The organism is Streptomyces reniochalinae (assembly GCF_003323735.1).
In the GTDB taxonomy this organism is placed as follows: domain Bacteria; phylum Actinomycetota; class Actinomycetes; order Streptomycetales; family Streptomycetaceae; genus Streptomyces; species Streptomyces reniochalinae.
The window spans coordinates 107707-120525 of record NZ_QOIM01000057.1 but is presented as its reverse complement, the minus strand read 5'-3'; the positions used below and the strand labels follow the sequence as shown (position 1 = coordinate 120525).

Annotated in this window: 8 protein-coding genes; 5 read left to right on the top strand and 3 right to left on the bottom strand. The window is 72.6% G+C overall.

Features of this window, described 5'->3' with window-relative positions; all coding sequences use genetic code 11:
• The first annotated feature begins 21 nt into the window (after positions 1 to 21).
• Both DQ392_RS33270 and DQ392_RS33265 read left to right on the top strand, forming a co-directional pair.
• Positions 22 to 486 (top strand): DUF485 domain-containing protein, encoded by a 465-nt coding sequence (locus DQ392_RS33270; protein ID WP_114019421.1) that lies wholly within the window; start codon positions 22 to 24, stop codon positions 484 to 486.
• A complete protein-coding gene (locus DQ392_RS33265) occupies positions 483 to 2171 on the top strand; it encodes a solute symporter family protein (protein WP_114019420.1) in 1689 nt (562 codons plus the stop codon). The genes DQ392_RS33270 and DQ392_RS33265 overlap by 4 nt, the downstream gene beginning before the upstream one ends.
• Here the strand turns inward: DQ392_RS33265 and DQ392_RS33260 are convergent.
• Positions 2149 to 3930: a sensor histidine kinase gene (locus DQ392_RS33260; RefSeq protein ID WP_114019489.1), complete on the bottom strand. Its 1782-nt coding sequence runs from the start codon at positions 3928 to 3930 to the stop codon at positions 2149 to 2151. The genes DQ392_RS33265 and DQ392_RS33260 overlap by 23 nt on opposite strands.
• A gap of 369 nt (positions 3931 to 4299) precedes the next feature.
• Positions 4300 to 5307, bottom strand: a complete 1008-nt coding sequence (locus DQ392_RS33255) for a ferredoxin family protein (RefSeq protein WP_114019419.1) — start codon at positions 5305 to 5307, stop codon at positions 4300 to 4302.
• 335 nt (positions 5308 to 5642) lie between these two features.
• Here DQ392_RS33255 and DQ392_RS33250 point away from each other — a divergent pair, with 335 nt between their 5' ends.
• Positions 5643 to 6923: a CobW family GTP-binding protein gene (locus tag DQ392_RS33250; RefSeq protein WP_425470692.1), complete on the top strand. Its 1281-nt coding sequence runs from the start codon at positions 5643 to 5645 to the stop codon at positions 6921 to 6923.
• Between the two features lie 167 nt (positions 6924 to 7090).
• On the opposite strand, the gene DQ392_RS33245 is transcribed toward DQ392_RS33250, so the two are convergent.
• Entirely contained in the window at positions 7091 to 9550 is a 2460-nt protein-coding gene (locus tag DQ392_RS33245; RefSeq protein WP_114019418.1) for a DNA gyrase/topoisomerase IV subunit A, read from the bottom strand.
• Between the two features lie 330 nt (positions 9551 to 9880).
• Here DQ392_RS33245 and DQ392_RS33240 point away from each other — a divergent pair, with 330 nt between their 5' ends.
• Together DQ392_RS33240 and DQ392_RS33235 are read left to right on the top strand one after the other, a co-directional pair.
• Positions 9881 to 11212: a M16 family metallopeptidase gene (locus DQ392_RS33240; protein ID WP_114019417.1), complete on the top strand. Its 1332-nt coding sequence runs from the start codon at positions 9881 to 9883 to the stop codon at positions 11210 to 11212.
• Positions 11213 to 11277: 65 nt separating this feature from the next.
• Positions 11278 to 12648, top strand: coding sequence for a M16 family metallopeptidase (locus DQ392_RS33235; RefSeq protein ID WP_114019487.1), 1371 nt, complete (start codon positions 11278 to 11280; stop codon positions 12646 to 12648).
• Positions 12649 to 12819 lie beyond the last annotated feature (171 nt).

The following is a 12819-nucleotide window of genomic DNA, read 5'->3' as shown; positions in this document are numbered from 1 at the left end:
CGGTGCGCCCATTCTGACGGCATGCGCATCGACGATCCCTGGTACGACTCCCTCTCCATGGGCGGCTCCCGGCCCGGTTGTGCCCCTCCTCCGGGCCCGGTCCGGCCCCCCGGGGTCCGCACCGGACCGGTGCGGACGGGCACGCGAGAGGCGTACCTGACGGTCCAGAGCAGTGCGGCCTTCCGCGAAGTGCGCGGTCGCTACCGGAGTTTCGTGTGGCCGGCCGGTGCGGCGTTCCTGCTCTGGTACCTGGCCTATGTGGCGCTCGCCGTCTCCGCGCCCGGCCTGATGGCCGGTGAGGTGGCGGGTGTGCTCAACGTCGCGATGGTCGCCGGGCTCGCGCAGTTCGCCGCAACGTTTCTGCTGACCTGGTGGTACGCGCGCCATGCCCGGTTGCGCAGGGACCGGCTCGCCTTCGAACTGCGCTGGAGAACTCAGGACGCGGTCCGGAGCGCGCGGACGGCGGCTCGCGAGGGCGCCAGGTGAGCGGCGGTGACCAGTCGCTGATCCTGGTGCTGTTCGGCGCCGTCGGCGTGGCGACGCTGGCCATCACGCGCTGGGCCGGCGGCGGGCGTCGGGTGGGCGGTGGGCGCCGCGGCTCGTCGGAGGAGTTCTTCGCCGGGGGCCGGCTCTTCTCCCCGCTGGAGAATGGTTTCGCCATCGCCGGGGACCACATGTCGGCGGCTTCCTTTCTCGGCGTCTCCGGGCTGGTCGCGCTCTACGGCTACGACGGCATGCTGTACGCGGTGGGCTTCCTGGCGGCGTGGGTGGTCGTGCTGTTCTTCGTCGCCGAACCCCTACGCAACTGCGGCCGTTTCACCCTCGCGGACGTGGCCGCCGCGCGCCTGCGGGAGCGGCCGGTGCGGATCGCACTGGGCACCTCGTCTGTGACGGTCTCCGTGCTGTACCTCGTGGCGCAGCTGGTCGGCGCGGGCAGTGTGGTCGCACTGCTGCTCGGCGATCCCGGCGGAGCGGCGTACACCTGGACGGTGCTCGGTGTCGGTGCCCTGATGGTCTGCTACGTCGCCTGTGGCGGGATGCGGGCGACCACCTGGATCCAGATCGTCAAAGCCGTGCTGCTGGTGGGCGGTGCGCTCGGTCTGAGCGTGCTGGTGCTGCTGCGCTTCGGCGGTGACCTGACGGACCTGCTGACCAGCGCGGCCGAACACAGTGGACACGGCGCGCACTTCCTGGCGCCCGGGTTGCAGTACGGGCACAGCGGGTGGGCCGCCAGGCTCGACGTCGTCAGCCTCGGACTGGCACTCGTTCTGGGAACGGCCGGACTTCCGCACATTCTGGCGCGCTTCTCCACCGTGCCCACGGCGCGGGCCGCCCGAAGGTCGGTCGTGTGGTCGACGGTTCTGATCGGCGGCTTCTACCTGATGGCGCTCGTCCTGGGCACCGGCGCGGCGGCCCTGGTCGGCACGGAGGCCGTACGCCGCTCCAGCCCCGCGGGGAACACGGCCGTCCCCCTGTTGTCCTTCGAGCTGGGCGGAGGGGCGGGCTCCACCGGCGGTGCCGTCCTGTTCGCACTGGTCGCCGCCGTCGTCTTCGCCACCATCCTGGCGGTGGTCGCGGGGGTCACGCTCGCCGCTTCGGCGGCCGTGGCCCACGACCTGTACGAGTCGTCGGGCAGGCGGAGACGGCAGGGGAAGGCGGCCCGGCGGCAGACACTCCAGGACGGGACAGACCGGCGGGACTGCGGGCAGGAGGCAGAGGGCGGCCAAGGCAGCCGGAGCGAGGTGGCGGTGGCCCGGCGTGCGGCGCTGGCCGTCGGGGCGCTGGCCGTGGGGGTGAGCCTGCCGGCGCGGGAGCTGAACGTGGCGTTCCTGGTGGGCCTCGCCTTCGCCGTGGCCGCCTCGGCCCATCTTCCGGTGCTGCTGTTCACGCTGTTCCGGCGCCGCTTCACCACCCGTGGGGCCGTGTGGGCGGTGTACGGGGGCCTGCTGTCCTCGATGGCGCTCGTGGCGCTCTCGCCCGTCGTCTCCGGTGCCCCACGCGCCCTCTTCCCCGGTCTCGACTTCGTCTGCTTCCCGCTGGAGAACCCCGGCATCGTCTCGATCCCGTTCGGCTTTCTGTGCGGCTGGCTCGGCACGTCCCGCGAGCATCCCGACGAGGGTCGCTACGCCGAGACGGAGGTGCGCTCGCTCACGGGCGCGGGCGCTGTCTGAGACCCTCGCTCCCCTCCGGTGGCTCCCCGGTCCCGTGCGGGTGCCCGGTTCCAGGACGAAGGGTTCCGCTCGGAGGACGAAGAGTTCCGCTCCGAGGGCGAGGGGGATCGCCGTGCGGGGGTGGGGAATCGGTGTGAGGGCGAGGGGAATCGGTGTGAGGGCGAAGGGGATCGCCGTGCGGAGCAGGGGGATCGGTGCGAGGGTCCTCAGGGTGCAGCGCTTCGGGGAGGGCCACGGTGAACTCCGCGCCTCCTTCCGCGCTCTCGCCGACCCGGGCGGTGCCACCGTGCCGCTCAGCGAGCCGCCGCACCAGGGCGAGGCCGAGCCCGCGCCGGCCGTGCGCGGGTGGCTCCTTGGTGGACCAGCCCTCCGTGAACACGGTCTCCCGGTGCCGCGCCGGGATGCCAGGACCGTTGTCGCTCACCCGCAGTGTGACGCCGGTCCCGTGCGGCCCCGCGGTCGTGGCGAGGGCCACCTCCACCTTCCCGCCTGCCGTGCCGGCGACCGCGTCGAGAGCGTTGTCGACCAGGTTGCCCAGCACCGTTGCCAGTTCCGGCGGATCCACCAGGCGGTCGGGCAGCAGCGTGCCCGCCGCGATGCGCAGGGCGGCCCCGCGCTCCGCCGCCACTGTGGCCTTGCCGACCAGCAGCGCGGCGAGCATCGGATCACGTACGTGTCCTGATATCTCCTCGGCCGTCGCCCGGTGTACCCCGACGGTTTCGCTCAGGTACGCGACCGCGTCCTCCACCATGTCCAACTGGAGCAGCCCGAGCAGGATGTGCAGGCGGTTGGCGTGTTCGTGGTCCTGGGCGCGCAGGGCGTCGATCAGTCCGTGGGAGCCGTCGAGTTCCCGGCCGAGCAGTTCCAGTTCGGTCCGGTCGCGCAGGGTGGCCACCGCGCCGCCGTCGTTCGTGGGCATCCGGTTGGCGACCAGCACCCTGCCGCCGCTGACGGTCAGCAGGTCGGCGCCAGGCACCTCGCCCGCCAGCAGCCTGGCCGTACGCCCCGTGCCCAGCGCCTGGTGCGGGGACAGGCCGATGTGGCGGGGCGACAGGTCCAGCAGACGCTGTGCCTCGTCGTTGACGAGCCTGATCCTGCCCGTGCCGTCCAGGGCCACGACGCCCTCCCGGATGCCGTGCAGGATCGCTTCCCGCTCGGCCAGCAGCGCGCTGATGTCCGAGAACTCCAGAGCGTGGGTGCGCTTTTGCAGCCGGCGGAAGAGGAGTAGCGCGGCCAGTGCACCGACCCCGAGCGCGCCGCCCGCGTAGGCGAGCAGGCCGGGTACGGCGCGGAGGAAGCGGTCGCGCACGCTGTCGTAGGCGATCCCCACCGAGACCGCTCCGACGACCCGCCCCCGGTCATCGCGCAGCGGCACCTTTCCGCGGGCCGACCTGCCCAGTGTTCCCTCGTCGATGTGGTGCACCTCGCCCCCCGCGAGCGCGGGTCCGGGATCGGTGGACACGCGTTCGCCGGTCCGGTCCGGTTCCGCGTGCGACCAGCGGATGCCCCGGGTGTCCATCACCACGATGTAGCTGGCGCCTGTGGCGCGGCGCACCCTCTCCGCCAGCCGCTGGACGGGGCCGTCGCGGGAGGGGCCGCCGCCCTCGGTCAGCAACGTGGGCAGATCCGGCTCGGCCGCGGCGGCCTGGGCGATGGCCAGCGCACGCCGGGACGCCTGGTCGTCGAGTTGCGCGCTGAACGGTGCGAGGAACAGCCCCGTCGCCAGGGCGGTCACCCCTGTGACGACCGCCAGTTGCATGAGCAGCACCTGGGACGACACGCGCCGGGGCCACCCGGGCAGGCCGACACGGAAGTGCCGTCGCCCGGAGGACGTGCGCCGCGCCGAGCGGCTGCCGGCGGACCGGAGCAGGGGCGGACGGCGGCTGGGCGCCGTGTCCGGACGGTGGCTGGAGGACGTGCCGGGGAGGGACACGGGGCGACCTCGCGGCGGGTGAGGGGACGAACGGACGCGCACCCGTACACGTGCACGAGACGGACGCAGGTGCCATGACAGTAGGAGGCGGGGAAAGGGGACGGGGAACGCGGGACGGGGGCGGACAACGAGGACGCGTACGGGTGAGGGACGGCGCGCCCGTACGCGGCACGTTTCCGCGGGGCGGCCGCGCGCTCAGCCGGAGTCTGCCGCAGCCCCCTCGGTCGCCTCCAGTGCGTCGCTCTCTTCGATCCCTGCGGCTCTTTGCCCCTCTTCGAGCGCCTCGACGTCCAGGCGTACCGTGCCTGCGGGCTCCGCCCCGCAGCTCGCCGGCACGGCAGGACCCCCGGTGTGCTCCCGCAGGACGACCCGCCAGCGCCGGCCGTCCACGTGGGCGACCGTCACGATCCGGCGCGAGCCGTTTGTGCCGGTCCGTACCGCGCGGACGGAGAGCGCCTCCGCCCGCAGTTCGCCGGTCCGCTCCCGCACCGCGAGATCCGCGGCCTGTCCCGGCCGGTCCCACGCCGAGCGGCCCCGGCAGCCCTCCAGAGACATACGGCCGTCCCGCACGGCGTCGAGCACGCTCTTGGTGCCGGCGGCGTCCAGACGCCCGTACGCGTAACCGTGCGGGAGCACCAGGAGTGTCGGCGCGAACCGGTGGCCGCCGAGGTGGGTGATCTCCCAGACGTTCGCACCGCCGGAAGCGGCGAGCTCGGCAGCCAGAGGTCTGCCGAGCAGGGCGCAGCAGCGGTCCCGTTTGCCGTTGGTGCACACGAGTGCGAGAGGCTCACCCTCGTACGGCTCCCACCGCGGCCGGGCGGCGGCGCCGCGCGCACCGGCTGCCGGATCGTCGAAGGCCGCGAAGTCCAGGTCGCGCAGCGCTTCCAGGCCGCCGTCGCCGGGCAGCCGTGCCGTGAGCACCCAGGAATCGCCGGGCACGGTCCGGGCCAGGTAGACCCGGTGGCCGGCGGCGGGGGAGTGGTCGGCGTGCCGCCCCGGGCGCCGGATCAGGGCGACACGGGCGCCATGGGCGCTCGCCGCGGCGTCGAGCGCCTGGCCGAGTCCCGGATCGAGGCGGCTCTGCGTCAGGGCCTTCCTGCCCCAGGGCCCCGGCTGTTCCACCAGCAGCCAGGTGCGGGCCGTGGCCGCCGTCCCCGCCAGGGGTTCGGGCAGGATCCGGGAAGCCGTCGCACAGGTGCTCACACAGGGGACCCTAACCTGCCCTCCACCGTCGCGCCCGGCACCGCCGCCCACCCGTGGGGCACGGTCGCGCTCGCTTCTACGAAGTCGGCGCACCGTGCCGCTCGGCTACGATCGGCACCCGTTTCCACTGCGACGACAGGAGGGGAGCAGGCGGCGTGGGCAGCACGGAGGACAGCCGGGAGCGGGGTGCGGGAGACGTTCTCACGCCCACGGATCGGGGCACGGCCGCTGTTCGGACGTCAGCGGGCCGGGACGCGGCCGGTGCCTGGACGTCAGCGGGCCGGGACGCGGGGGAGGCCCGGGCGTCAGCGGAGCAGGAGGCGGTCGGTGCCCGGGTGCCGGCGGGGCGGGGCGCGGTGGGCGGCCGGATTCCGGTCGTGGTGCTGGCCGGGTTCCTCGGCTCGGGGAAGACGACCCTGCTCAACCACGTGCTGCGCCGGGCACGGGGCACCCGCATCGGGGCGCTCGTCAACGACTTCGGCAGCATCGAGATCGACGCCATGGCGGTCTCGGGACAGGTCGACTCCATGGTCGCCCTCGGCGACGGCTGTCTGTGCTGCGCCGTGGACACGAGCGACATGGACGAGGCCCTGGAGAGGCTCGCGCGTCCCTCGGTCGGTATGGACGTCATCGTGATCGAGGCGAGCGGACTGGCCGAGCCCGAGACGCTCATCCGGATGCTGCTGGCCGGAGGGAGCCCGCACACCGTCTACGGCGGGCTCGTCGAGGTCGTGGACGCCGCCGAGTTCGAGACGGTACGTGCCCGCCACCCCGAGTTGGAGCGGCATGTCGGCGCCGCCGACCTGCTCGTCCTGAACAAGGCCGACCGCGTGCCCGAAGAGCGGCACGGGGCGCTGCGCACGGAACTCGAACGGCTCGCCCCGGGGACGCCCGTCGTCCCCGCCTCCTTCGGGCGCGTCGACCCGCAACTCCTGTTCGACCGCGTGCACCGCCCCCGGCCACCCGTCGAGCAGCTGTCGTTCGACTCCCTGCTGTACGGCGAGGACGAGGGTGCGGGCGAGGAGAGCTGCGGGGAGCACGGCGCACACGGCGCGAACGGCGCACACCGTGAGCACCTGCACGCGGCCTATGAAGCCGTGGAGTTCACAGCCGAGGAGCCCATGGACCCGCGCCGTTTTCTGGAGTTCCTGGACAGCAGGCCGGAGAAGCTCTACCGGATCAAGGGATATGTCGACTTCGGCTCCGCCGATCCCGACAACCTGTACGAGTTGCACGCCGTCGGCGGGTTCCTCCGCTTCGCGCCCCAGCGGCTGCCGCGCGACGCCGAACGGCGCACGGAACTGGTGATGATCGGAGCAGGCGTGGACGCCGAAGCGCTCCGGGCGGGGCTCCGCGACTGCGCCGCGGGAGCCGAACCCCACGACGAGCGCGCCCTGTGGGGCGTGCTCCGCTACGTGGATCACGGCCCCTCGGAGGACGACGACGCGGACGTGCACACCGACGAAGCGGACGTGCACGCCCCCGAAGCGGCCGAGCACGACGGACCGGCCGACGACGCGGCCGGCCGGGCCCACGGGATGGGCGAAGCCGGGTTCGACGCCGAGCCCGACGAGACCGCGGAAGAGCCCGGGGGTTACGGGGCCCGTACCCCGTAACCCGGTACGCCCCTTATGGGCCGCACAGGGCGTATGCCCGGACGTCCGGAACAGCAGCCGGACCGCTGCTCGGGACCGCACAACGGCCCGGCCCCGCGGCTCCACCCCACGCGTGCCGTCACAACAGCCCGCATCCTTCCCCCGGCCTCACCCCCCCCCGGGCACCGTCACACCGGCCCTGCCACGGCTGCGACCTGCTTCGCCAGGGGGAGCCCCGAGCCGTCCCGGCGCGGGTCGGGCTCGGGCAGCTCGACCGGGGCGCCGGCCTTCGTCGCGGCCCTCGCCGGGGTGGATCCCGCCCAGGCCAGCCGTAGCCGGTCCTCGCCCTTGAGGAAGCGCTGGCAGCGCACGCCACCCGTGGCCCGCCCCTTGCGCGGGTACTGGTCGAAGGGGGTGAGCTTGGCGGTGCTCAGCGAGTCGTCGAGGGTGCCCTCCGCTCCCGCGGCGGTGAAGACGGCTCCCTCGGACGCGGGGTCGACGGCGCCGAAGAAGAGCACCTGTGCGCCGTCGGTCAGCTTGACGCCCGCCATGCCGCCCGCGGGGCGGCCCTGGGGGCGGACCTGGCCCGCCTGGTAGCGCAGCAGGTGGGCGTTGTCGGTGATGAAGACCAGGTCCTCCTCGCCGGTGCGCAGTTCGGCGCCGCCGACGATGCGGTCACCGTCCTTGAGGGTGATGACCTCCAACTCGCTCCGGTTGGTGGGGTAGTCGGGCACCACGCGTTTGACGACGCCCTGCTGGGTGCCGATCGCCAGGCCGGGCGAGGACTCGTCCAGGGTGGTGAGGCAGACCAGCGTCTCGTCACCCTCCAGGGTGAGGAACTCCGAGATCTGCGCCCCGCCCGCCAGGTTCGGCGCTGTTGCCGAGTCGGGGAGCTGGGGCAGGTCGACGACGGAGATCCGCAGCAGCCGTCCGCCGGAGGTCACAGCGCCGATCTCTCCGCGGGTGGTGGCGGGCACGGCGGAGACGATCACGTCGTGCTTGGCGCGTCTTGCGGGCTCGGCGAAGTCCGTGCCGCCGCTGGCGGTGCGGGCGAGCAGTCCGGTGGAGGAGAGCATCACCCGGCAGGGGTCGTCGGCGACCTCCAGCGGTACGGCGGCCACGGGCGTCTCGTTCGCGTCGAGGATCTCGGTGCGGCGCGGGGTGCTGTACTTCTTGGCGATGCCGGACAGCTCGGAGGAGACGAGTTTGCGCAGCTCCGCGTCTGATTCCAGGATGCGGGTCAGCGCCTCGATGTCCGCCTTGAGCTTGTCGCGCTCGTCCTCGAGTTCGATGCGGTCGAACCTGGTGAGCCGGCGCAGCGGGGTGTCGAGGATGTACTGGGTCTGGATCTCGCTGAGCTCGAAGCGGGAGATCAGGGAGGTCTTCGCGTCGGCGGCGTTGTCACTCGACCGGATGATTCTGATGACCTCGTCGATGTCGACGAGCGCCACCAGCAGCCCCTCGACGAGGTGGAGCCGGTCGCGCCGCTTGCCCCGGCGGAACTCGCTGCGGCGGCGCACCACGTCGAACCGGTGGTCGACGTAGACCTCCAGCAGCTCCTTGAGGCCGAGCGTCAGCGGCTGCCCGTCCACCAGCGCGACGTTGTTGATGCCGAAGGACTCCTCCATCGGCGTCAGCTTGTAGAGCTGGCTGAGGACGGCCTCGGGGTTGAAACCGTTCTTGATCTCGATGACCAGCCGCAGTCCGTGCTCGCGGTCGGTCAGGTCCTTCACGTCCGCGATGCCCTGGAGCTTCTTCGCGTTGACCAGGTCCTTGATCTTGGAGATGACCTTCTCGGGGCCGACGGCGAACGGCAGCTCGGTGACCACGACGCCCTTGCGCCGCGCTGTGACCTGCTCGACCGTCGCCGTGGCGCGGATCTTGAAGGTCCCGCGGCCCGAGCGGTAGGCGTCCTGGATGCCCTCGCGGCCGACGATCTTGCCGCCCGTCGGCAGGTCGGGCCCGGGGATGAACCCCATCAGGGTCTCCAGGTCGGCGCCCGGGTGCTTGATCAGGTGGCGGGCCGCGGCGATGACCTCGGTCAGGTTGTGCGGCGGCATGTTGGTCGCCATGCCGACCGCGATCCCGGAGGAGCCGTTCACCAGCAGGTTCGGATAGGCGGCCGGGAGTGTGACGGGCTCCTGCTCGCTGCCGTCGTAGTTGGCGCCGAAGTCGACCGTGTCCTCGTCGATCGAGTCGACCATCAGACCGGCGGCCGGGGCGGCCCTGCACTCGGTGTACCGCATCGCGGCCGGCGGGTCGTCGTTGCCCAGCGAGCCGAAGTTGCCGTGCCCGTCCACCAGCGGCAGTCGCATGGAGAAGTCCTGCGCCATGCGGACCAGCGCGTCGTAGATCGCGCTGTCACCGTGGGGGTGGAGCTTTCCCATCACCTCGCCCACGACGCGGGCGCACTTGACGTGGGCCCGCTCGGGGCGCAGCCCCATCTCGTGCATCTGGTAGAGGATCCGGCGCTGTACGGGCTTCATTCCGTCGCGGGCGTCAGGGAGCGCGCGCGAGTAGATGACCGAATACGCGTACTCCAGGTAGGAGCTCTGCATCTCGTCGACGACGTCGATGTCGAGGATGCGCTCTTCGAAGTCCTCTCCGGGCTCCGGTGCCGGTGTACGGCTCTTACTGCGGCGGGCCATCGCGGCTGCGGCTCCTTCGCTGCTTCGTGCTGTCGCTCTTGTGTGCGGGCGCTGCTTCACGGCGCCTGCTCTCGGGTACGCGCTTGTGCTGCGCGCGCTCGTACTGGATGCGCTGCTGTGCTCGGGTCCGGGCTTGCGCTCGGCTTCGCGCGACCATTGTGGACCGCCCCACTGACAGCTGGCCGCTCGGTAGACCGTACGGGAACTTCGCACGTTGTCGGCGTGGTTGCATACAGTGACACCACCGCCGGTCGCGTGAGACGCACGGGCGGTCGGCAGTTCCCGGCGTCCGGCCGGGAAACCTCCGCGAGCGGAAGGGACTCCCCGCCCATGGGTCACACGGCCACGCCCCCGCCGGCCACCGGTGGGCTGACAGCGACGGAGCACCGGCTGGCCAACGGCCTGCGTGTGGTGCTCTCCGAGGATCATCTGACCCCCGTCGCCGCTGTCTGCCTCTGGTACGACGTCGGTTCCCGTCACGAGGTGAAGGGCCGCACGGGCCTGGCACACCTCTTCGAGCACCTGATGTTCCAGGGCTCGGCCCAGGTCGAGGGCAACGGGCACTTCGAGCTGGTGCAGGGCGCGGGCGGCTCCCTGAACGGCACCACGAGCTTCGAGCGCACCAACTACTTCGAGACGATGCCCGCGCACGAGCTCGAGCTCGCCCTGTGGCTGGAGGCCGACCGCATGGGGTCGCTGCTGGCCGCGCTGGACGAGGAGTCGCTGGAGAACCAGCGGGACGTGGTGAAGAACGAGCGCCGTCAGCGGTACGACAACGTGCCCTACGGCACCGCGTTCGAGCGCATGACGGCCATGGTCTTCCCCGAGGACCACCCCTACCACCACACCCCGATCGGTTCCATGGCCGATCTGGACGCCGCCTCGCTCCAGGACGCGCAGGAGTTCTTCCGCACGAACTACGCGCCGAACAACGCCGTGCTGGCGGTCGTCGGCGACATCGACCCGGAGCAGACGCTGGCCTGGATCGAGAAGTACTTCGGCTCCATCCCGGGGCACGAGGGCAAGCAGCCGCCGCGGGACGGTTCGCTGCCCGAGGTGCGGGGCGAGGAGACGCGTGAGGTCGTGGAGGAGGAGGTGCCCTCCCGCGCGCTGATGGCGGCCTACCGGCTGCCGCACGACGGCACGCGTGAGGCGGACGCCGCCGACCTGGCGCTCACCGTGCTCGGCGGTGGCGAGTCCTCCCGTCTCTACGCCCGGCTGGTGCGGCACGACCGCTCGGCGGTGGCCGCGGGATTCGGCATGCTGCGCCTGGCGGGCGCCCCCTCCCTGGGCTGGCTGGACGTGAAGGCGTCCAGCGGCGCCGAGGTGGCCGACATCGAGGCCGCGGTCGACGACGAGCTGCGGCGTTTCGCGCAGGAGGGTCCCAGCGCGGAGGAGATGGAGCGCGCCCAGGCCCAGCTGGAGCGCGAGTGGCTGGACCGGCTGGCCACGGTCGGCGACCGCGCGGACGAACTGTGCCGGTACGCGGTCCTCTTCGGCGACCCGCAGCTCGCGCTGACGGCGGTGGGCCGGGTTCTCGAGGTCACGCGCGAGGAGGTGCGCGAGATCGCCGCGCAGCGGCTGCGCCCCGACAACCGGGCCGTGCTGGTCTACGAGCCGCTGGCGAACGAGGCCGAGGAGAACGAGGAGAGCGGGCAGTGAGCGAGACCCCTAAGACGCCGGCGGCCGCGGCCCCGGCGGGCACCGCGCCGGGCGCGGGCACGAGCATGGACTTCCACCCCCAGCCGGCCGGCGGCACGCCGAAGCCGTGGGCCTTTCCCACGCCCCGGCGCGATGTGCTGCCCAACGGGCTGACGGTGCTGCGCTGCCACCGTCCGGGCCAGCAGGTCGTGGCCGTTGAGGTGAACCTGATGGCGCCGCTGGACGCGGAGCCCGAGGGGCTCGACGGTGTCGCCACCTTGATGGCCCGCGCGCTGAGCGAGGGCACCGACAAGCACACGGCCGAGGAGTTCGCCGCCGAGCTGGAGCGCTGCGGTGCCACGCTCGACGCGCACGCCGACCACCCGGGCGTGCGGGTCTCCCTCGAGGTTCCGGTCTCGCGGCTGCGTAAGGCGCTGGGGCTGCTGGCGGACGCACTGCGCGCCCCCGCCTTCCCCGACGGCGAGGTGGAGCGGCTGGTCGCCAACCGGCTGGACGAGATCCCGCACGAGCTGGCCAACCCGGCCCGCCGCGCCGCCAAGGAGCTGTCGAAGGAGCTCTTCCCCGCGACGTCGCGGATGTCGCGGCCCCGGCAGGGCACCGAGGAGACGGTGAGCCGTATCGACGCGGCGGCCGTCCGCGCCTTCTACGAGGCCCATGTGCGTCCCGTGACGGCGACGGTCGTGGTCGTCGGCGATCTGGAGGGCGTGGATCTGGACGAGGCGCTGGCCGAGACGCTCGGCGCGTGGACCGGTACGGCAGCCGAGGCCCGCGCGATGCCGCCGATCTCCGCGGACGACACCGGCCGCGTCGTCATCGTGGACCGGCCGGGTGCGGTGCAGACGCAGCTGCTGATCGGGCGCGTCGGTCCGGACCGGCACGACCGGGTGTGGCCGGCGCAGCTGCTGGGCGTCTACTGCCTGGGCGGCACCCTCACCTCCCGGCTCGACCGGGTGCTGCGTGAGGAGAAGGGCTACACCTACGGAGTGCGGGCCTTCGGGCAGGTGCTGCGGTCGGCCGAGGACGGCAGCGGGGCCGCCATGCTGGCCATCAGCGGTTCGGTGGCCACGGATGTCACGGGGCCTGCTCTGGCCGATCTGTGGCAGGTGTTGCGGGTGCTGGCGGCCGAGGGGCTGACGGACGAGGAGCGGGACGTGGCGGTGCGCAACCTGGTGGGTGTCGCCCCGCTGCGCTACGAGACGGCGGCCGCGGTGGCCGGAACCCTCGCCGACCAGGTGGAGCAGTACCTGCCGGACGACTACCAGGCGCGGGTGTACGCGCAGCTGGCCGAGACGGGCACGGTGGAGGCCACGGCCGCCGCGGTCAGCGCGCTGCCGGCGGACCGGCTGGTGACGGTGCTCGTCGGTGACGCGGCCCAGATCGCCGACCCGGTAAGGGAGTTGGGGATCGGGGAGGTCAAGGTGGTCTCCGGCTCCTGACGTCACCGTTTCGGGGGCGCGGCAGCAGGGGAAAGTGGGGCCCGGGAGGAGGAATCGCTCCTTCCGGGCCCTTCGTGATGTCCGTTTCTGTTGCGGTTGTGGCGAGTTGGAGTGTGGCGAAGATGACAAAGCCAGGGATTCGTTTGCTGCTCGGAGTTGGCGCCGTCTAGC

What these genes read in the sequence shown, in the direction of transcription:
- DQ392_RS33270 (WP_114019421.1), top strand. Translation starts at nt 22, where the DNA reads ATGCGCATCGACGATCCCTGGTACGACTCCCTCTCCATGGGCGGCTCC.
- DQ392_RS33260 (WP_114019489.1), bottom strand. Translation starts at nt 3,930, where the DNA reads ATGCAACTGGCGGTCGTCACAGGGGTGACCGCCCTGGCGACGGGGCTG.
- DQ392_RS33245 (WP_114019418.1), bottom strand. Translation starts at nt 9,550, where the DNA reads ATGGCCCGCCGCAGTAAGAGCCGTACACCGGCACCGGAGCCCGGAGAG.
- DQ392_RS33240 (WP_114019417.1), top strand. Translation starts at nt 9,881, where the DNA reads ATGGGTCACACGGCCACGCCCCCGCCGGCCACCGGTGGGCTGACAGCG.
- DQ392_RS33235 (WP_114019487.1), top strand. Translation starts at nt 11,278, where the DNA reads ATGGACTTCCACCCCCAGCCGGCCGGCGGCACGCCGAAGCCGTGGGCC.